Below are 20,254 nucleotides of genomic sequence, written 5' to 3' on the forward strand. Positions count from 1 at the left end.
AAGGACTCACGAGGGCGTCAGGCCAAGAGGCCCGATTTGCGCGCCTTTACAACGGCTTCGTGTCTGGAATGGGCATCGAGTTTTCGCATCGCGCTGCGCAGATAACTCTTCACGGACTCCGGGCCGACCGAAAGGCGCTGCGCTACCTCGTGGTTCGTGCACCCGAGCGCAATGTGAGACAGGACGTCGAGTTCCCGCGGCGACAACGCGACCGGTGTCTCGTCCTGCGCGGATTCGCCGGACAGTGTGCGTGCGAGTCGATCGGTCAGTGCGCGTAATTGCCGTTGCATCTCCGGATCGCCGGCGGCGCGAGTGATGCTTCGCAGGTCCGCGTGGATGTCTCGCAGTTCCTCCGTGAGCACCGCATCGACCTGTCCGGTCTGCAGCGTCGACCACATGCGGGTCCGGCGATCGACCTCGTCGCGGATCGCGATCTCGTTCGCCAACCGTCGACTCGATTGCACTAGGCAATCCACGGTCCGCCCGCCGATCGGACCGGTGCCGCGATCCGCCGCGTACAGCACCGCACGTGCGACACCACCGACGACGACGGGCACACCGAGCACGGAGGTGATCCCTTCGCCACCGACCGGACCGTCGTAGTCGTGAGTGATCGACGAGGCACGCTGGTAGTCCGCGACCGACACGGGACGCTTCTGATCGACGACGCGGCCACCGAGCCCGGACCGCGGCGGAATGACCAGACCGCGCAGACCGCTCGTCCAGGTCCCGACGAATTCGGACAACACAAGCGCCTGGCCGTGCACCTCGCCACCGAAGAAGACCGGAGTGGTCGACGCACCGGCAGCGCGACGCAGTTCTGCACGCAACGCGTCGCTGTCGCGCGGACGAAGTAGAGCCGGTACTCGCGTCACAGGGTGGGGTCACCCCTTTCGGGGGTAGCGATGACTTCGGTGTGACCTACATCCTATTTGACACCAGCCGCGACATCCCGTCGCAGAGGAGGAGCAGCACCGATGACCGCCGACTTCGAGGTCCGAGTACACGAACTACTCGACCGGTACGACACACCCGACGCCCGCGCAGCCGCACTGCTGTGCGACGACCATCCGGCCGATGCGGTGGCGTTCACGATCATCGAGAGTGACCTGACCTCGACCGATGTGACCTACGGCGAGCTGAGCGAACAGTCGTCGCGCTTCGCCGCAGCGTTGGCTGCGGCAGGCGTCGAGGCCGGTGATCGAGTCGCGACGCTGATGGGGAAGTCCGCGGAACTGGTGATCGCACTGGTCGGGATCTGGCGTCGCGGCGCGGTACACGTCCCGCTGTTCACCGCGTTCGCGCCGCCGGCCATCGCGTTTCGGCTCGGTGCCAGCGCAGCGAAGGTGGTCGTCGCCGACGCAGATCAGGTCGGCAAGCTTGCGCCCGGCGACGACATGCCAGCTGACGCGGCGTGGCAGGTGATAGTCGTCGGCGACGGCGCAGGGGTACGGTTCGCCGATCTGCTCGCCACGCACTCGGCGGCCGAGCCGGGCGCTGCAGCGGCGTCGGTCGGGGGTGGGGGACTGCTGGTCGAGTTGTTCACCAGCGGGACGACCGGCACACCGAAAGGCGTCGGTATTCCGGTTCGGGCGTTGGCGTCGTTCCATGCCTATCAAGAATTCGGCCTCGACGTACGCGCCGACGACGTGTTCTGGAACGCCGCGGACCCTGGTTGGGCGTATGGGCTCTACTACGGACTGCTGGCACCGCTCGCATCCGGCACTCGGACCTTGCTCTTGCACGCAGGCTTCTCGGCCGAGCTGACGTGGCGGGTGATGGAACGCTTCGGCGTCACCAACTTTGCGGCGGCACCGACGGTCTACCGCAGTTTGCGCGCCGCGGGCGAGGTGCCCGCAGGGGTCTCGTTGCGGAGAGCGTCGTCGGCGGGGGAGCCCCTGACCCCGGACGTGGTTGGGTGGTCCACGCAGACGCTCGGCGTGGCGGTTCGCGATCACTACGGCCAGACCGAGCACGGCATGTTCGTCTCGAATGCCTGGCACGACGATCTGCGCAGCGACGTTCCTGCAGGTTCGATGGGTAAGCCGTTGCCGGGTTGGTCCGCAGCGGTGCTCGCCGATGATTCCGACGATCCTGCGGCGGTTCGAACGATGGGTCGGGTTGCCATCGACACTGCGCACAGTCCGTTGCTCTGGTTCACCGGCTATCTGGATGCACCGGAGAAGACCGCGCAGCGCTACACCGACGACGGTCGTTTCTACCTCACCGGCGATGCCGGAATGATCGACGAGGACGGGTACTTCTACTTCTCCTCCCGCGACGACGACGTGATCATCATGGCGGGCTACCGCATCGGGCCGTTCGATGTGGAAAGTGTTCTCGTGCTGCACGAGTCGGTTCAGGAGGCTGCCGTCGTGGGGATGCCCGACGACCTGCGTGGCGAGGTCCTCGAAGCGTTCGTCGTACTGCGTGAGGGGTTCGTCGGGAGCAAGGACTTGGAAGGTGAGCTGCAGCAGATCGTCAAGCAGAAGTACGCGGCGCATGCCTATCCGCGGACGGTTCACTTCGTCGATGCGCTGCCCAAGACGCCGAGCGGGAAGGTCCAGCGGTTCCTGCTGAGGCAGTAGGCGGCTACGCCGCTCGTGCGTCCTTTCGGAGGGCCGAACCTCCAAAAGGACTCACGAGGCGCGCAGCGCCCTAGCGCAGCGCTGCGCGGCCGCGGATGCGTCCTAGGACCAGGAGTGCGACCAAGGTGACCAACAGCAGCAGCGTTGTATTCGCGGCCGCCAAGAACACCTGGCCGCGATCGGTCAGACCGAAGATGCTGACCGGCAACGTCTTCCATGTCGCCGGATACACCATCACGGTGGCACCGAGTTCGCCCATCGACAACGCGACCGCAAGGCCGGCGGCTGCTCCGAGTGCAGGCAGCAGCAGCGGCAGCGTGACCTGGACGAGCACCCGCAGCGGTCCGGCGCCGAGCGATTCGGCCGCCTGTCGGTAGGCCGGATCGAGCCTGTCGAGCGCCGCCGACACCGCACTGAAAGCGAAGGCGAGGACAAGGACCGAGTGGGCGAGGATCACGATCCACTTGGTACCGCCGAGCAGCAGCGGTCGCGAGTTGAACGCGATCAGCAGTCCCAGGCCGATCGCGACAGACGGCACCGCGATCGGCAGGTGAAACACCGCATCTGTGCTGCGGCGCAACCACATCGGTGCCTCCCGGGCAGCCAGCGCCGCCCAGGTTCCCAGGACCAGCGCAAGCCCGCCGCCGATGATCGCGGTCTGCAGACTGACCGACAGGCTCGCGACATTGTCGCCAGACAAGGCATCCCCGAGGTGCCCGAAGCCGAGATCCGAGGGCAATGGCCCCGTCCACGATCCGGCAAGGGCCGCGGCGACGACGGTGGCAATCGGCGCGACGAAGACGACGAGAACGACGAGTCCGAAGACCGTGAGGGTAACGGCCCTACTTTGCTTGCTCCACAACAACATCGACAGCTCCCTTCCCCTTGTTGGCCATGACGCGAGCGAAGATCAGTCGGTAGGTGCCGTAGAGCACCAGCGACAGCAGGACCTGAACCGTCGCGATCACCGCTGCGCCGGGTAGGTCGAAGGTGACGATGCCGCGCGTGTAGATCAGTACGGGGAGGGTGATGACATCCTTTGCGCCGGTGAACAATACGATGCCGAACTCGTTGAGGGTCAGCAGCAGGACCAGTGATCCGCCTGCCATCAGCGCGGGCCAGGCTTCCGGCATGACCACGCGACGCAGCACTCGCCACGGCGATGCTCCCAAACTTGCTGCTACGTCGAGTTGTTCACGCGGCAGCTGGGCGAACGCGGCGAGCAGCGGACGTACGACGAACGGTGTGAAGAACGTGATCTCGGCAGCGATGACGCCCGCCGGTGTGTTCAGAAAGTTGAGCAGGGGTTCGTCGGAGCCCGAAACATCCTTGTACAGCGCGTTAAACGCACCTGCGGTGCCGTAGAGGAAGGTGAAAGCCAGTGTGATGAGAAACGACGGCAACGCGAGGACGGTGTCGATCAGTCTGCCGACCACACGCGATCCGGGGAAAGGCACGAACGCCAGCACGAGCGCGATGAAGGTGCCGAGAACCAAACACCCGAGCGTCGACAGCACCGCGATCTCGACGGTGCGCCACAGCGCGTTTCGAAACAGCGACGACGAGAGCACGCCCGACCAACTGCTGGTGTCCTCGCCTGTCGTCGACTGTTCCAGCACCCGCGCGACCGGATAGACCGCGACGCCGAGCACGATGAGCAGCGGCGGCAGCGCCCACAGTGCGCCGACCCACCTGATCGGCTCCTTGCGGACCTCGGGTGGTGCGGGATTCGGCCGTTCGAGCAGTGCCGCGGTCATGGAGTACCGCCCGGTGCCTGCACCAGCACCCCTGCGGGCTCCGGAAGCTTGACTCCGACAACGGCATCCAGGTCGTACCGCGCCTGTCCAGGCACGTCGGCCTGCAGGATCAGGTCCGGTAGGCCGTGCACGGCGAGGCTGAGCCGGGTCGAGGAACCCCGCCAGACACTCGCTGTGACAGTCGCACGCAGTGCACCCTTGTCGCCCGCGGACCCGACCGTGATGGCGTGCGGGCGGACACACAGTAGAGCGGGTGACCCAGGCGCCCAATCGATTTTGCCGACCTCCGGCTGCGGCGCCTCCGCATTGAGTGTCGAATCCGCGACGCTGATCAGTGCCGACGTACCGATCACGCGACCAACGGTGCACGGGATCAGATTCGCACCGCCGAGGAAGGCCGCCGTGAAACTGGTCGGCGGCCGCTGCCACAGATTGGCAGCGGTATCGACGTCCACGAGACGTGCGTCCCGCATGACGACGATCCGATCGGCGAGTGCCAACGCCTCGGACTGATCGTGGGTGACGTACAGCATTGCGGTGTCAGGCAGCGCTTTTCGCAGCAACTGCAACTCGGCGAGCATCGACTGGCGTAGTGCGGCATCCAGTGCGGCGAGTGGTTCGTCGAGCAGTAGCACCTTGGGACGAATGGCAAGCGCTCTCGCGATGGCCACACGCTGTTGCTGGCCACCCGACAACTCGCGCGGTAGGCGTTTGCCGTAGGCCGACATGCCGACCATTGCGAGCGCGTCGGCAACGCGGCCTGCGATCTGTGACCTCGGCACCTTGTTGGCTTTGAGGCCGAATGCGACGTTCTCGCTGACCCGCATGTGCGGGAACAGTGCGTAGGACTGCACGACCACACCGATGCCACGCTTGGCAGGCGGCAGATCGGTGACGTCGCGACCGCCGAGGTTCACCGTTCCCGACGTGGGACGGGCGAAGCCGGCGAGCGCTTTGAGCGCCGTCGACTTGCCCGACCCGCTCGGACCGAGCAGGGCAACCGTCTCGCCCTGTGCGACACGCAGATTGAAGTCGACTAGAGCGTTGGTGACATTCTTGCCGCGGCCGTACGCGACCGATACGCGGTCGAACACGATCGCGGGTGCCGAATAGTCGACAGCTCCAGCGACGTTGGTCGACTTTGTCGTGTTGACAGTTGCACCCGTCGTCCCGAGGTCGGACATGATCAGCTCCCGGTTGCTTTCTGATACGCGGCGACGTCGGCGTCGAGTTCGGTGATGACGGTGTTCCAGTCGGGGTGGTACACCTCGACGTCGTTCAGCAACGCGGCCGGGGAACCCGGTGCGGTATCGGCAGCTACGGCGTCCGAGCGGGCAGGCACGGCGAGAGCCTCTGTGCCCAAGGTCTTCTGGACGTCGGAACTCAACATGAACTCCATCAGCTTCTTTGCGTTTTCGGTGTTCGGTGCGCCTTTCGCGAGGCCCATGACGTAGGGGACTGCGATCGTGGTGCGCTTACCGTCCGCGGAAGCGGGGAAGAAGACGTTGAACTTCGACCCGTCGTCCCTGATGGACGTCAGGTTCATCTGGATGTCCCCGTTGGCGACGAGGAGTTCGCCGTTGCTGACCTTCGGCTGCAGCTTGCCCGTAGACGACGACGGACCGACGTTGTTGGCCTGCAGCTTGCCGAGGTAGTCGAGCGCACCCTGCTTGCCAAGCAGGTTTTGCAGCAGCAGAAGTACTGCGGTGCCGTCACCGGCTTGCCCTGGCGTCGAATACTGCAATTTGCCCTTGAACTGTTCGCTCAGCAGGTCGTCCCACGTGACCGGAGCCGGGTTGGCACCCGGATTTGCGATGAAGCACAGGAAGTTCGAGGCGAGCGTGACGTAGTTGCCGTCGGGATCCTTGTCGGCGTCCGCGATGGCCGTAGTGTCGACACCGCTCGGCTGCAACAGGCCCTGCTGTTCAGCGCGCTGGATGAACGGGGGGAGTGTGACGACGACGTCTGCCTGCGCGTTCGACTGCTCCTTCTCGAGCCGTGAAACGACTTCACCCGATCCGGCTTCGACGAGGTTGACGGCGATGCCGGTGTCGGCTTCGAACTTGGCGAACTGCGTCTTGTACCAGCCCGCAAGGCCATCGGCACTGTAGACGGTGAGAGTCTTGCCGTCGGAACTGCTTGTCCCGGTGCCACCGCAGGCCGCGGTGAACGAGATAGCGGTCGCGGCCACGGCAAGCATCGCGATCTTGCCTGCGCCGAGGCGGCGCCGATGTGTCGAATTTCTACGAATGCGCATGGAACTGAGCCCTTTCGGGGGTCGGGTCGGTGTGGATTGCGATGCGACGTGCAGGGGGTGTTTGTCGAAAGTGGACGGTGGGTCGGAAAGCGGTCGGTCGGGATGCAGTCAGTCCGGAAGCGGTCAGTCCGAAAGCGGTCAGTCGGAGAGCAGGAGGTCGGCGAAGTCGCCGACTGTCGCGACGACGTGCGTCGCACCCGCTGCGCGGAACTGCGCCTCGTCGTGCGCGCCGGTCAGGGTGCCCGCGACGATGGCCGACCCCGCAGCGAGTCCGCTTGCGATGTCGCTCGTCGTATCGCCAAGCACCGCAACGCTTTTGACGTCGTCGATGCCGAGGCGCAGAATCGCGGTCAGGATCAGGTCGGGGTAGGGTCGACCGCGGCCGGCGTCCGGCGGCGCGATAGCCAGGTCGGCGATGTGGTCCCAGCCAAGAGCGGTAAGGAGTTTCGATTGTGTCGAGCTGCTGAAGCCGGTCGTCAGCGCAACCTTGATGCCTGCGCTGCGAAGCTTGTCGATCGCCAGTTCGGCACCGGGCAGCGCTGCGGCGTTGCCTGCCTCGATCAGTGCGTCGTAGGCCTGCTCGAACGCGAGATTGGCTGCCTGAGCACGTTGTTCGTCGTCGAGCAACGCGCGAAACACGGCGATCTTCGACTGGCCCATGGTGTCGACGACGTACTTGCGTGCGACATCACGCTCGGCGCCGGATTCCGCAATTCCTGCCGACGTCGCGGCGATGTCGAAAGCCTGCAGTACGAGGCCGCCGTCGGCGACGGTCGTTCCGGCCATGTCGAGGACGGCGAGTTGTATCGACGTTGTGGGCAGATTGTCGGACTGGTTGTTGCTCAAGGGAACTCCTAGCTCGAAAGTTGTTGTCGGATCAGAGATCGAAAAGATCGGCCGACTGCTCGCCGAGGAACGGGCTCAACGTCATTCCGCGTCCGCCGACGCCGGTGACGACCCAGGTGTGGTCGTCGACCTGTTTGCGGTGCACGAGTTCGCCGGGGTCGAGCGACTGGCTGTAGACCCCCGCCCAGCGACGAACTACCTCGGGGAGCTTGCGGCCGAGCAGTTCTTCGACGACGCCGGTCAGGTACTCGTACGGGCTTTCGTCGACGTCGAATGCGAACGGTTCGGCGTATTCGTGGGTGTCGCCGATGGTGAGGCCGCCGTGCAGTCGCTGCACACAGAGGAGTTGCATCTTGTGCTCGGCGGCGGTGAAGTCCTGGGCTTGATTGCTTGCCAGCGCATCCAGCGCGGTACCTGCGAACGCCGGATAGTACCGAAAGCTGTCGCCGTCGGCGATGGCGGTCGGGAACGGTTCGCCGAGCGGTGCCGTCTGCATCATTTGCAGTCGTACTCTTCGGACGGGGAGTTCGCCCGCGAGTTCACGTGTCAGCCCGGTGTGGTTGGCGCCGGGGCAGAAGACGACGAGGTCGGCGTCGTAGGTGTTGCCGAGGTCGTCGCGAACGGACGCGCCCGAGGTGCTGGAGGTGACCGAGCGTGCCTCGGTACCTGCGTGGAAGTCGTAGCGTCCCGTCGCGGCAAGGTAGGCGCGAATCGCAGGTAGCGCGACTCGTGATTCGACCGCTGCGTCACGCGAACAATGCAGGCCACCAAGGAATTTGCCGCGAAGTGCCGGGTTAAGGGCGCGGACCTCTGTGGGATCGAGCAGTTCGAAACCACGATCGACGGCATCGACGCGGGTGAGCATCTCCTCGGCGACGGCTACCTCGTCGGGAGTGCGGAGCAGTGTGATCGATCCTGTCGGTCGGAATCCGACGCCTGCGATGCGTCCGCCGATCTCTTCCCACAGGTCCCTCGATTGCAACGCGGCGTCGAGTTCGTGACTCGCACGGCCGGATACCCACACGAGTCCGAAGTTGCGAACGGTCGCGCCGCGCGCTTCGGTCTCTCGTTCGAGGTGGACAACTTCGTGTCCGCGACGGATTGCTGCCAGGGCGTGCGCGGTTCCGAGGATTCCGCCGCCGATGATTACCAAACGCATGCAGAGAAGCATGGCCCATTGGTCTAGACCAATGGGTGATCGCCGTGCGAACAACACGTTAACAATTGGTATAGACCAATCCGGGGGTACCATCACGGCCATGGATGTGCTGGACGAGGTGGGTCGTTTGTTGCGGTCACTGGAAGGTGTGTGGGACGAGGAGCTCGTCGACGAACTCCAGCACGCACTCCAAAGTGCACGGCACGCCCTCGACGACGATGCCGACGACGAACTGGTTGTCGCCGCCGCATTGCACGACATCGGACACAGCCCACTCGTCGACGGATCGCCGACCGCGAAGCACGATCACGTGGCACGCGAATGGTTGACGCCGCGCTTCGGTGACCGGGTCGGTTGGCTCGCAGGCGCGCACGTCGCCGCAAAGAAGTTTTTGGCCGAGACCGAACCCGGTTATGCGGCAATGCTTTCCGATGTATCGGTCCTGTCGATGCAGGCGCAGGGCGGTTCGGGGGTCGACCGCGCCTATGTCGAGCATCCCTGGTGGCCAGACGCGCTACGGCTGCGACGTTACGATGATGCGGCCAAAGTCCCTGGCGCGCAAGGTGCGTCGATAGCAGAGGTGCTAGAGGTCGCAGGACGGTTACTCGAACGTAGGACGACGGTGGCATGACGTCGCTCGATCGAGAGCCGAAGTCCTACGTCGTACGTCAGGGGCTCGAACACATCCTCCTCGAACTCGAGGTCGGCGACACTGTGCCACCCGAACGCGAACTGGCCGCGCGTTTCGAAGTATCGCGAGAGACGGTTCGGCAAGCGTTGCACGAACTTCTGGTCGAAGGACGCATCGAGCGACGCGGCAGGGGGACCGTCGTATCGCGGCCCAAGCTGACGCAGCCGCTGTCGCTTCGCTCCTATACCGAAGGAGCCCTGCTCTACGGCAGAGTGCCGAGTCGCGTCGTCGTCACCTGGGAAGACCTCGTCGCCGACGACACACTCGCGACCGATCTCGCGCTACCTCTCGAGTCGCCGGTCATGCATCTCGAGCGGGTTCTGCTCGCCGATGGTGAGCGGATCGGGCTGGAAAGCACGTACCTACCGAAGTCCCGCTTCGGTGACTTCCGGCAGACGTTCGATCCGACAACCTCGCTCTATGCCGCGATCCGCGCATCGGGAGTCGAGTTCGGCGAGGCGACCGAGCGGATCGAGACTGTGCTCGCGTCACCGCGCGAGGCAGCGCTGCTCGAGTCGACCACGGCTATGCCGATGCTGCTGATGCATCGAAAAACGCTGGACACCAACGGTGTTCCGATCGAATGCATCAGGTCGCTCTACCGCGGTGATCGCATCGCGTTCGTCGCAACGCTCACTCGCTGAGCCGGAAGTCGGCGCGTTCGGGCACGGCATCGATGCGGCGCCACGGCGTCGCCTGCTCGATCTCGTACGCCAGTTCCAACAGCGTCGCCTCGTCGCCGTGATTGGCCGAAAGGTGCACTCCGATAGGCAAACCGAGGCCCGACTCGCCGAAAGGCAAGGAAATCGCGGGTCCACCGCTCGCGTTGTTCAACGGTGTGAACGACACGTAGTTGCGTAGCTTCTCGAACAGTTCGTCGAACGACTGCAACGGCGACAGGTAGCCGATCTCGGGTGTGGTGTGGGCGAGCACCGGCGACAACACCACGTCGTAGTTGTCGAAGAATCGGCTGTATTCCGCGGCAGATCGTCGCAGGCGGTACAGCACGGCGGGGGTGCGAAGCAGATTGGCGCGGTAGTGATCTCGCAATCCGATCGTGAGATTGTCCAGCTTCGCGGAATCGAAATCACGAGCGACGGACAACCGGCCCGTCGTCGCGACGAAGAAAGACAACAATCCCCAGTAGACCGCGAAATCCTGGGCGAACTGTTCGCCGGCCGGTGGCACGGACAGTTCCTCGACGTGGTGGCCCGACTCGGCGAGCAGTGTTGCCGCCGCAGTCACTGTGGCACGGGTTTCCGAGTCCGCCGGGTTGCCGACAACCGTGTCGGGCAGCACCCCGATGCGAAGGCGCAGGGAACCTGGGGCGAGCACTCGGCCGATCGGGCGTAGCGCCGAATTGCGATAGTGCTCTTCGGCATTGGCGAAGAAGTTGGCAGTGTCGCGGACGCTGCGGGTGAGCACGCCCTCCATGACGAGTTTGATCGGCATGGCGTGGCTCAACTTCTCCTCGCGCAACCGCCCACGCGTTGCCTTCAACCCGACCAGACCGCAGACCGCTGCCGGAATGCGGATGGATCCGCCGCCGTCGTTGCCGTGAGCGAGTGGAACGACGCCTGCGGCAACCAACGCGGCAGCACCGCCCGACGATGCTCCTGCGGAAAACGTTGGGTTCCATGGATTTCGGGTAGGCACACCCTCCCTGAACTCCGTGCTGGCGTTGAAGCCGAACTCGGGCAGTGCGCTCTTCCCCAGATTGACGACACCTTGCGCGAGAAACTGTTTCGCGAAGACACCGTCGGCCTTGGCAGGTCGGGCGACGAATGCTCGGGTGCCATGATTCGTCGGCAAGCCGGCGATGTCGATGTTGTCCTTGACGAAGGTCGGCACGCCGGCGAAGCCGGCGCCGATCGGCGTTGCGGCGGCGGCCTTTCGAGCGTTCTCGAAGTCGCGAACCACGATTGCGTCCAGGGCCGGTTCCACCCGTTCGGCGCGTTCGATCGCCGCGTCGACCGCGTCGAGCGGGCTGATCTTGCGTGTCCGAATCAGTTCCGCGATCGCCGTAGCGTCGTGGTCGCTCAGGGCATCGTCGCCGAACGCATGTATTCGAGTGCTCACATTCGCACGATACACACGCGGGCCCTTCGGGCTCGTGAGCACTTTCGGCGGGCGGGCCCACCAAAAGGACTCACGAGCCCGAAGGGCCTATGGCTTTTCCGAACAACCCAAGGAACGGGCGATGTTGGGGATCGCCGTCACGACGAAAAGGCATCGAGTCACGCGAGGCCTGAATCCATTCGGCTCTCCCGATACCCGTGAGATCGAGTCTCCGGCCGCACCGGCGGGCGAGCAGTCGCAGATACAGCGTCCCTGTGCGACCGTTGCCCTCGCGGAACGGATGGGTGTGGTTGTAGAGGGCGTACAGGCGTGCGAGCAGATACGCGAACTCGCTGTCCGACACGGCGTCGCACGTCGCAACCAGCTCGGCGGCAGTTGCAGCGATCAGCTGCATCCGTGCATCGAGGGTGTCGACAGTTGCGAATGCGGAGTCGCCGCGGCGTAGGTCGGTGATCCGGTTCTGCCCGGCCCAGGCGTACACATCACCGAAGATCTGCTGGTGTAGCTCGTGTGGATCCGGGACCGAGAACGGGTTCGAGACATCGAGACGAACGATCCGCGCTGCCGTGCACAGGTATTCCAGCTGTTGCAGCGCGGCCGCCTCTTCGATGCCGAAGTTGTTGCGCAGCACCGTTGTCCCCGGGATCAAATACGGTCTGCGACGTGCGACGATACGTCGCCTGACGAGGGTGTGCGGTTCGCGGATCGACGTCAGATACCTGCCGAGGTATTCGCCGAACGACATTCGCGCATCGAAGACGGCGACGAGGTCGGCGATGTTCTCGTCGGTCGGTCGCCAGCCTTCGAGGGCTTCCGCGGCGATCGCCTGAGCGACGGCGTCCGGAAGATCGTCCGAAGAATTTTTGGTAGTCACCGTCCGGTGAAGGTCGACGTCGACGCCAGATAGGCGAGCTTTCGCCTGATTCCGCTGATCTCCCTACCGACGCCGCGCAGCAGCGCCCGGTCCTGCGGGGGCAGGTCCGACAGCGTCACCTCATCGGTGACTCGGCTGTCGTTCGGCCCCGCATCGAGCCACAGCCGCGCGCGATGATGCCAACGCATCCGCGTCGAGATCGTGTAGCACTCCCGCAGCACCTGCGCGTCGTCGGTGCTGAGAAACTTCGTACCCGCCGCGTCACGAAGTCGATCGAGGGTGGCGAGCGTCGGCGATCCCGAGCTCAGCGCAGCCCAGCGGGCGATCGATACAACAGGCTCGATCGCGGCGGCCTTGAGATCGACGACGTCGTCTCGCGTCGCGAAGAGCCGCAGCCGTGACGGCAACGCTGCACGAACGAACAGAGAATCGCTGAGCATCGCAGCGAGAGCCCGCTCGCGCGTCTTGATCACCTCGGCCAGAGAATGTCGGAGGGCATCGCTGTCGCCCGTGACCGATCGTGCGTCGGCCAGCAGCCCTGACATCACGACGCCGCGGTCGAGTTGCGGATCGTTGGTCCACGCATCGATTCCCTCGGTCCACTGCACCGCCGTTCGACAGAAGCGGGCCCGCGACGCGACCGCACCCTTGTCGTCGCCGCGCAGCCCGCAACGGTCGAGGACCGAGTGGACGTAACCGGCGCTGTCCATCGCAGCGCGTAGGTCGGCCCGGGGATCGTCGAGCACCAGTATCGATTCGACGTCCGAACCCGGCAGTGCCTCGTTGCGTGCAGTGCTCCCCGAGACGTACCAGGACCAGCCCGCGCTCGACGGGGGTATTCCGAACCGTGCTGCGGAGGCGACGGTGCTGCGGACCAGCGTCGACCACGATTCGGCGAGTTTCGTCGCGGGCATACCGTCGCGCTGCGCTTCGGCGACGATGCGACGTGCGCCACGCGCGGCCTGCACCAGTGCTGCCTCGTCGGTTGTGTCCTCGATGAGGTTGCACAACTCGACGACGTTGGCAGGCACGGTCATGTCCGAAATTGTGGCATCAGGTTGGGCGTTGGGTGTGCAGTGTGGTGAAGGAGGCTCGGCAAGCGGTACGGCAAAGGGGACAGAATCGAACAAAAAAGAAACTCGTGTGTAACGCGGACGACATCGCGTCGGGCTTAACTGTCATCTGACAGGTAACAAGCGGCACCCCTTTCACGAGTAGGTCACGATGACATTGAAAACCGTCGAGGACAATGACGATCTGGCAGAGTTCGGCTACCAGCAACAGCTTCATCGTTCGCTCGGAAAGTTCGAATCCTTCGCCGCCGGTTTCTCGTTCGTATCGATCCTCACCACCATCTTCCAATTGTTCGGGCTCGGTTTCGGATTCGCCGGACCGGCCTTCTTCTGGACCTGGCCGCTGGTCTTCGCCGGCCAGTTCCTCGTTGCACTCTGCTTCGCCGAACTCGCTGCGCGGTACCCGATCTCGGGCGCGATCTATCAATGGTCCCGTCGAATGGGCGGCGAGGTCGTCGGCTGGTTCGGTGGCTGGTTCATGATCCTCGCCCAGATCGTGACGGCCTCGGCAGCCGCGATCGCACTGCAGGTTGTCATGCCCGCAATCTGGACCGGATTCCAACTCGTCGGAGACGACCCCGACCTCACCTCGAGCAGCGGCGCAGCCAACGCAGTTGTACTCGGATCGATACTGCTCGCTGTCACCACGACCATCAACTGCATCGGCGTCAAATGGATGTCACGGGTCAACAGCATCGGTGTCGTGTGCGAGATCGTCGGTGTGATTGCCGTTGTCGCAGTCTTTTTCACGCATGCACAACGTGGCCCCGACGTCGTCCTCGATACCGGCGCGTCGGATCAGCCGGGTTATCTGTGGGCCTGGATCGTGTCCGGGTTGATGGCTGCGTACGTGATGGTCGGCTTCGGCTCGGCGGGCGAACTCGCGGAAGAGACCCGCAATCCGCGTCGGGTCGCACCCCGAACGATTCGGCTCGCACTGTCAGTGTCCGCACTCGGTGGTGGGCTGATGATCATCGGCGCGCTGATGGCCGCACCGAGCCTCACCGATGGCAGGCTCGCTGCCGAAGGACTTCCGTACGTGCTGGACACCGTGTTGTCCTCGCCTTGGGGAACCATCCTGCTGATCGATGTGTGCATCGCAATCACCATCTGCACCTTGGCAATTCAGACAGCCGCGTCTCGGTTGATGTTCTCCATGGCACGTGACGGTCGACTGCCGGCCTCGTCGGTGCTCTCGCGAGTAAATCCGCGCACCGGTACTCCGATCTGGCCGTCGATCCTGATCGGGCTGCTGTGCATCGGCGTGCTGCTCGTCAACGTCGGCAACTCGGCGATCTTCGCGACTCTTGCCAGCGTGTGCATCATCCTGATCTACCTCGCCTACCTGCTTGTGACCGCGCCGCTGCTGTACCGACGCCTCCGCGGCTGGCCGTCACAGTCGACCGCCGCCCGAAGCGTCGACGCCGAAGGTCGACCGCTGTTCACCCTCGGTAAATTCGGCATCGTCGTGAATGCGGCCGCAGTCGTCTACGGCGTCGTGATGATCGTCAACCTGGGTTGGCCGCGCGCTGAAATCTTCGATCCGACAGGCGAATACCCCTTGATGGTGTGGGCAGGACCGATCAGCATCGCGATCGCCCTGCTGCTCGGTATCGCCTGCTTCCCGCACAAGAAGGCACATCCGAACCCTGTCAAGACTGGAGTTGGAGAATGAGTACCGCAACAACATCCGGCGCGCGGGAGCACGCTCGCTCGCAAGCCGGAATCAGCACCGACGCAATGCCGGTCGTACCGGCCACGGCATGGTCCGACCCTCCTGCCGGCGTCGATGCAGGACGACTGACCTGGGCGGAGACGATTCCCGGCGGGCGCTACGCGACGAAGGTGCTCGCGCGCGGTACCCGGTTGCGACTGCGAGACCTCGACGGAGCAGCCTGCGCACACCTGCTCCTGTGGCGGGCCGATGCACCGTGGGAGCGGCTCAATGTTGCCGACACGGTGAAGGTTCCGTGGCAGGCCTACCTGACCAGCGGGCATCCGTTGCTCAGCGATCAAGGAAGAGTACTTGCCACCATCGTCGCCGATTCCTCACAGCACCACGACGCGCTCTGCGGCACAACGACCTTGGCGGGCAACATCGAGAAGTACGGCTCGGGTGAGGTCGAGTCCGGTGCTCCTGCCGGTCGGGAACTGCTGACCCTCGCCGCACTCAAGAACGGACTGCGCCCACGTGACGTAGCGCCGAATCTGTCGTTCTTCCACGGAATTCGGGTCGGCGCCGACGGCGGGCTGCGGTCGATCGGGTCGGCCGGAGCAGGCGCGGCCGTCGAACTGCTGCTTCATCTTCCGCTGATAGTCGCGATCGCCAACACCGCGCACCCGCTCGACCCGGCGACGGAGTTCGCAACGACGGCGTTGGAAGTTCTTGCCTGGGAGGCCGAGAGCGACCTCCGCGAGATCGGATCGACGCTCGACGACAGAGACCCCGAGTACCAACGCGCTCACGCAAACACCGAAGACGCCTGGAACGCACTACATCCCGGCACCACGATCGGGGGAGTCCGATGAGTACGTCAATCGATAATCCAGCCAACGACCTCACCACCGCGCCCGCAACCACTCTCGCGTTGGCGCCGGGTGACGTAGTGCTCGACGAGATCGCACCGGCCCGTGGTCCGTGGTCGGCGATCGTGCGCAAAGGCGAGGTGCTGACCATCGTCGACCTGTTCGGCAACCAGGCCGTCGATACCCTGTTCTACGGTGCGAACGACCATGCAGTTCGCTATTCGGCGGCGACAACCGTTGCTGCACAACAGAACATCTACCTGTCGGTGGACACCGTACTACGCGACTCCGACGGCGCTCCGATGCTCACGATCGTTGCCGACGAGGTCGGCAATCACGACACGGTCGGCGGTGCGTGCTCGCAGGAATCGAACACCCTGCGGTACGGGCATCACACCAAACATCAGCACGCGTGTGTAGAGAACTTCGTCCGTGAGGGTGCGCGGTGGGGACTCGGCAAAGCCGACATCGTCGGCAACATCAACTTCTTCATGAACGTGCCGGTGGACGCCGACGGGTCGCTCGGCATCGTCGACGGACTGTCCGCACCGGGTAAGAGGCTTGCTGTACGTGCCGAGATCGACACCCTCGTCCTGGTTTCTAATTGCCCGCAAATCAACAACCCCTGCAACGGATTCGACCCGACGACGGTGCGCATGATCGTGACTCGCGACGACACGTTCGCAAGGACATGACCATCATGGAGGTGATTCGCGCCGGCATGATGACGACCGTGCAGGACTGGCCGGGTCGGGTCGGCTACTGGCAGATCGGCGTACCGCCGTCCGGTCCGATGGACGACCTGTCGTTTCGGCTCGCCAACGTCGCCGTCGGTAACGAGGAGGGTGCGCCCGGCCTCGAAATCACGATGGCGGGTCCGGCGTTGCGCTTCGATACCGACACCTGGGTGAGCGTCACCGGCGCACAAGTTCCGATCACCGTTGCGGGACGAACCGTTTCGCCATGGCAACCTGTGCTGGTAGGTGCGGGTGAGTTACTCGACATCGGCATGGTGACGGGACCCGGAGTCCGGGCCTATCTTGCTGTCGCAGGTGGCATTTCGGCGCAGCCGTACCTCGGCAGCGCGTCGACGTTCACGCTCGGACGATTCGGTGGGCACAACGGCAGGGCCCTGACGGTCGGCGATGTGCTGAAGGTCGACGACGAAGCGACCGGAATTCGTCGTCGCATCCTCGTCGAAGAACAACCCGCGCTCGCTCGGCATTGGCAGATCGCCGTCACCGTCGGTCCGCATTCGGCGCCGGAGTTCTTCACCGACAACGACATCCACACGCTCTACACCTTCGACTACGAGGTCCACTTCAACTCCGATCGCACAGGGGTCCGGCTGGTCGGTCCGCGTCCTGACTGGGCGCGACCGGACGGCGGCGAGGCGGGATTGCACCCGTCGAATATTCACGACAACGCCTATTCCGTCGGCTCCCTCGACTTCACGGGCGACACCCCGATCCTGCTCGGACCGGACGGGCCGAGCCTGGGTGGCTTCGTGTGCCCGGTGACGGTGACCAGCGCCGACCGCTGGAAGCTCGGGCAACTCGCCCCGGGAAACACGGTCAGGTTCGTGCCTGTTCGGGCGTCGGAAGCGGCGTCGCACAAGGCGCTCGGACGCTCACGTCGCGCCTCGTCACCGGCGGTGTTCTCGCGCGGCGGCGATGCCGACCACGGCATACTCGGTCGTTCGGTGACGTCTGATCAGTCCACGATCGTCACCTACCGACGCAGTGGCGACGACAACATCCTCGTCGAATACGGGACGATGCGACTCGATCTCGCGCTACGTGCCCGCGTCCACGCATTGCATACCGCAGTTGCGGAACAACAACTTTCGGGCATCGTCGATCTCACGCCCGGCATCAGGTCGCTGCAGGTCAAGCTGGATCCGTCCGTTCGCGGGTTGCCGTCAGCGCTCGCCGCACTGCAGGAGATCGAGCAGCAGTTGCCGTCGGCGTCGGAACTCGTCGTTCCGAGTCGAACCGTTCGACTGCCGCTGTGCTGGGACGATCCGTCGACTCGCGAGGCAACACTGCGCTACATGCACGGCGTTCGCGCCGACGCGCCGTGGTGCCCGTGGAACATCGAGTTCATTCGTCGGATGAACGGGCTCGACAGCGTCGACGACGTGTATCGCACCGTCTACGACGCCGAATACCTTGTGCTCGGACTCGGCGACGTGTACCTCGGTGCTCCGGTTGCGACACCGTTGGATCCGCGACACCGGTTGGTTACGACGAAGTACAACCCGGCCCGTACCTGGACACCGGAGAATGCTGTCGGGATCGGTGGCGCGTACCTATGCATCTACGGCATGGAAGGCCCTGGTGGCTACCAATTCGTCGGCCGCACAACACAGATCTGGAATCACCGCCATCCGTTGGAGTCCGCCGGGTTCGAGCCGGACCATCCGTGGTTGCTCAGATTCTTCGACAGGATCAGCTGGTACCCGGTCTCGTCGGACGAGCTGTTGGACCTGCGTGCCGACATGGCGGCGGGGCGAGGGCAGGTCGAGGTCGTCGACGGCAGCTTCTCGCTCGCGCAACACCAGGCCTTTCTGTCGGAGAATGCTGCCGACATCGCGACCAAGCGCACACTGATGGAGACTGCTCGAGCGGAAGAGCGGCAACGATGGGCTGCCGCGGGAGAGTTCGCGGCAACGCCCGAAGAATCACGAGGGGAAGAGATCGCATGAGCAGGGTGTCCGACATATTCCGCCGGATCGCCGACGCTGATCGGCCGGAAGTCTTTGTGCACCTGCGGGACAGGGAGTCCGTCGAGGCGGATTACGCCGCAGCGTTGGCTGCCGGTGGTCCGCTTGCGGGTCTGCTGTTGGCGGTCAAGGACAACGTCGATGTCGCAGGATTGCCGACGACGGCCGGATGCCCTGGATTCGCGTACACGCCGACCTGTGACGCACCGGCAGTTGCCAATCTGGTCCGGTCGGGCGCTGTCGTTCTTGGCAAAACGAACCTCGATCAGTTCGCGACCGGACTCGTCGGAACTCGTAGTCCCTATGGCGCGGTGCATGATTCGCGTCGGCCAGGACACATATCGGGTGGTTCGAGTTCGGGTTCGGCAGTCGCGGTAGCCCTCGGTTTCGCCGACATCGCGATCGGGACGGACACAGCAGGGTCGGGTCGGGTTCCGGCCGGTCTTCAGGGCATCGTCGGGATCAAGCCGACGATCGGCATCGTGTCGACCGAGGGTGTCGTGCCGGCGTGCGCGTCCTACGATTGCGTTTCGATTCTCGCCAAAGATCTTGCGACGGCACAGCAAGCGATGGCAGCGATGGCGGGTGAGCGTTCCGCGCGAGCCTGGCCGAACGACCTACCGCTCGCGGCGCCGCCACGCGCGAAAGTCGCTGTGCCGAAGGACTTGTCTGCGCTCGCCGACAACTGGAAAGCCGCATTCGCCGACGCCGCCGACCGTGCTCGTGCTGCCGGCATCGAGATCGTGTCGATCGACATGACGTCGTTCCTCGAGGCTGCGCGGTTGCTCTACGACGGCGCCCTGGTCGCTGAGCGGTGGAATGCGTTCGGAGAGTTCGTGTCCGGCGCCGACGCTGCGGCCGGCGTCGATGTGACCGTCGCGTCGATCGCCGCGTCGGGCAGGGACGTGACCGCGTCGCAGCTGCTGCGGGACCGCGCGCGAGTGCAGGAACTGCGCGCGGCTGCGTTCGCCGAGTTGGCGGGCTGCGACGCGCTGATGGTGCCGACCGCGCCGATGCACCCGACCATCGACGAGGTCGCTGCCGATCCGATCGGCGTCAATTCCGCAATGGGTCGCTACACGAACTTCTGCAACCTCTTCGACATGTCGGCGATCGCGATTCCGGTTGGCGAGGTGGACGAAGGTGAGCGTGGTGTTGCTCAGTTCGGTATCACGTTGCTGTCGAAGAGCTTTCACGATGGCGTTCTTGCCGATCTAGCCGGTCGGATCCTCGGGGCCGGGTCGTCGACGCACTCGTGGCTCGAACAGATCGCAGCACCCGTCCGCGAGCTCGCCGTGTTCGGCGCGCACCTGCGTGGTCAACCGCTCGACCACGAACTCTCCAGCCGCGGTGCGAGATGGGCTGGACCGATCGCCACCGCGGCGAACTACCGACTCACCGAACTCGACACGGTGCCACCGAAACCCGGACTGTTGCGGGTAGCGCAGGGCGGGGTGTCGATCGTGGGGGAGAAGTGGGTGTTGTCCGCGAGCGCGCTCGGCGACTTCCTCGCCGAACTCCCCACCCCGATGCTGCTTGGATCCGTCGAACTCCAGGACGGCTCGTGGATAACGGGCTTCGGCTGCGATTTCGAGGCCGCAACGGCAGCGCGCGATATCTCCGCATTCGGAGGCTGGGTCGCCGCCAGGAAGGCGGCGGTCGCCGCGTCGCAGTAATGG

Annotated in this window: 18 protein-coding genes; 8 read left to right on the forward strand and 10 right to left on the reverse strand. The window is 64.6% G+C overall.

Going from position 1 to position 20,254, the window contains the following annotated elements; translation table 11 throughout:
• Positions 1–17: 17 nt before the first annotated feature.
• Positions 18–875 (reverse strand): response regulator transcription factor, encoded by an 858-nt coding sequence (locus tag ACHIRB_RS24070; protein ID WP_395124990.1) that lies wholly within the window; start codon positions 873–875, stop codon positions 18–20.
• 102 nt (positions 876–977) lie between these two features.
• Between ACHIRB_RS24070 and ACHIRB_RS24075 the strand changes: the two genes are divergently transcribed.
• On the forward strand, positions 978–2,588 hold the full coding sequence (locus tag ACHIRB_RS24075) for an AMP-binding protein (protein WP_395124991.1): 1,611 nt from the start codon (positions 978–980) through the stop codon (positions 2,586–2,588).
• Positions 2,589–2,658: 70 nt separating this feature from the next.
• Here ACHIRB_RS24075 and ACHIRB_RS24080 read toward each other — a convergent pair whose 3' ends face one another.
• From ACHIRB_RS24080 to ACHIRB_RS24105, 6 genes are all read right to left on the reverse strand, one after another.
• Positions 2,659–3,456, reverse strand: coding sequence for an ABC transporter permease (locus ACHIRB_RS24080; protein WP_395124993.1), 798 nt, complete (start codon positions 3,454–3,456; stop codon positions 2,659–2,661).
• Positions 3,431–4,345, reverse strand: a complete 915-nt coding sequence (locus ACHIRB_RS24085; protein WP_395124994.1) for a 2-aminoethylphosphonate ABC transporter permease subunit — start codon at positions 4,343–4,345, stop codon at positions 3,431–3,433. The genes ACHIRB_RS24080 and ACHIRB_RS24085 overlap by 26 nt, the downstream gene beginning before the upstream one ends.
• Positions 4,342–5,529, reverse strand: a complete 1,188-nt coding sequence (locus tag ACHIRB_RS24090) for an ABC transporter ATP-binding protein (RefSeq protein WP_395124995.1) — start codon at positions 5,527–5,529, stop codon at positions 4,342–4,344. The genes ACHIRB_RS24085 and ACHIRB_RS24090 overlap by 4 nt, the downstream gene beginning before the upstream one ends.
• Positions 5,530–5,531: 2 nt before the next feature.
• The gene (locus ACHIRB_RS24095; RefSeq protein WP_395124996.1) at positions 5,532–6,602 is read right to left on the reverse strand and encodes a 2-aminoethylphosphonate ABC transporter substrate-binding protein; all 1,071 of its coding nucleotides are present in this window, start codon (positions 6,600–6,602) and stop codon (positions 5,532–5,534) included.
• Between the two features lie 138 nt (positions 6,603–6,740).
• Positions 6,741–7,448 carry a phosphonatase-like hydrolase gene (locus ACHIRB_RS24100; protein ID WP_395124997.1) on the reverse strand — a complete coding sequence of 236 codons (708 nt, stop codon included), beginning with the start codon at positions 7,446–7,448 and terminating at the stop codon, positions 6,741–6,743.
• A 31-nt stretch (positions 7,449–7,479) separates the two neighbouring features.
• Positions 7,480–8,607, reverse strand: a complete 1,128-nt coding sequence (locus tag ACHIRB_RS24105) for a TIGR03364 family FAD-dependent oxidoreductase (protein ID WP_395124998.1) — start codon at positions 8,605–8,607, stop codon at positions 7,480–7,482.
• A gap of 100 nt (positions 8,608–8,707) precedes the next feature.
• Between ACHIRB_RS24105 and ACHIRB_RS24110 the strand changes: the two genes are divergently transcribed.
• Together ACHIRB_RS24110 and ACHIRB_RS24115 are read left to right on the forward strand one after the other, a co-directional pair.
• Positions 8,708–9,238 carry an HD domain-containing protein gene (locus ACHIRB_RS24110; protein ID WP_395124999.1) on the forward strand — a complete coding sequence of 177 codons (531 nt, stop codon included), beginning with the start codon at positions 8,708–8,710 and terminating at the stop codon, positions 9,236–9,238.
• A complete protein-coding gene (locus ACHIRB_RS24115; protein ID WP_395125000.1) occupies positions 9,235–9,942 on the forward strand; it encodes a GntR family transcriptional regulator in 708 nt (235 codons plus the stop codon). Before ACHIRB_RS24110 ends, ACHIRB_RS24115 begins: the two co-directional genes overlap by 4 nt.
• On the opposite strand, the gene ACHIRB_RS24120 is transcribed toward ACHIRB_RS24115, so the two are convergent.
• The 3 genes from ACHIRB_RS24120 to ACHIRB_RS24130 form a co-directional block, all read right to left on the reverse strand.
• A complete protein-coding gene (locus ACHIRB_RS24120) occupies positions 9,932–11,377 on the reverse strand; it encodes an amidase (protein ID WP_395125001.1) in 1,446 nt (481 codons plus the stop codon). The two genes, ACHIRB_RS24115 and ACHIRB_RS24120, sit on opposite strands and share 11 nt — an antisense overlap.
• A gap of 70 nt (positions 11,378–11,447) precedes the next feature.
• A complete protein-coding gene (locus ACHIRB_RS24125) occupies positions 11,448–12,251 on the reverse strand; it encodes a Fic/DOC family protein (RefSeq protein WP_395125002.1) in 804 nt (267 codons plus the stop codon).
• On the reverse strand, positions 12,248–13,288 hold the full coding sequence (locus ACHIRB_RS24130; protein WP_395125003.1) for a putative nucleotidyltransferase substrate binding domain-containing protein: 1,041 nt from the start codon (positions 13,286–13,288) through the stop codon (positions 12,248–12,250). Before ACHIRB_RS24130 ends, ACHIRB_RS24125 begins: the two co-directional genes overlap by 4 nt.
• 187 nt (positions 13,289–13,475) lie before the next feature.
• Here ACHIRB_RS24130 and ACHIRB_RS24135 point away from each other — a divergent pair, with 187 nt between their 5' ends.
• The 5 genes from ACHIRB_RS24135 to atzF are packed head-to-tail and all read left to right on the forward strand — an operon-like array spanning position 13,476 to position 20,251.
• On the forward strand, positions 13,476–14,999 hold the full coding sequence (locus ACHIRB_RS24135; RefSeq protein ID WP_395125004.1) for an amino acid permease: 1,524 nt from the start codon (positions 13,476–13,478) through the stop codon (positions 14,997–14,999).
• A complete protein-coding gene (locus tag ACHIRB_RS24140) occupies positions 14,996–15,853 on the forward strand; it encodes an urea amidolyase associated protein UAAP1 (protein ID WP_395125005.1) in 858 nt (285 codons plus the stop codon). Before ACHIRB_RS24135 ends, ACHIRB_RS24140 begins: the two co-directional genes overlap by 4 nt.
• Positions 15,850–16,545 carry an urea amidolyase associated protein UAAP2 gene (locus ACHIRB_RS24145; protein WP_395127788.1) on the forward strand — a complete coding sequence of 232 codons (696 nt, stop codon included), beginning with the start codon at positions 15,850–15,852 and terminating at the stop codon, positions 16,543–16,545. The genes ACHIRB_RS24140 and ACHIRB_RS24145 overlap by 4 nt, the downstream gene beginning before the upstream one ends.
• Positions 16,542–18,557 carry a 5-oxoprolinase/urea amidolyase family protein gene (locus ACHIRB_RS24150; RefSeq protein ID WP_395125007.1) on the forward strand — a complete coding sequence of 672 codons (2,016 nt, stop codon included), beginning with the start codon at positions 16,542–16,544 and terminating at the stop codon, positions 18,555–18,557. Before ACHIRB_RS24145 ends, ACHIRB_RS24150 begins: the two co-directional genes overlap by 4 nt.
• A complete protein-coding gene (atzF, locus tag ACHIRB_RS24155) occupies positions 18,554–20,251 on the forward strand; it encodes an allophanate hydrolase (RefSeq protein ID WP_395125008.1) in 1,698 nt (565 codons plus the stop codon). Before ACHIRB_RS24150 ends, atzF begins: the two co-directional genes overlap by 4 nt.
• The last annotated feature ends 3 nt before the right edge of the window (positions 20,252–20,254 follow it).

Source organism: Antrihabitans spumae (assembly GCF_043944905.1).
GTDB lineage: Bacteria > Actinomycetota > Actinomycetes > Mycobacteriales > Mycobacteriaceae > Antrihabitans > Antrihabitans spumae.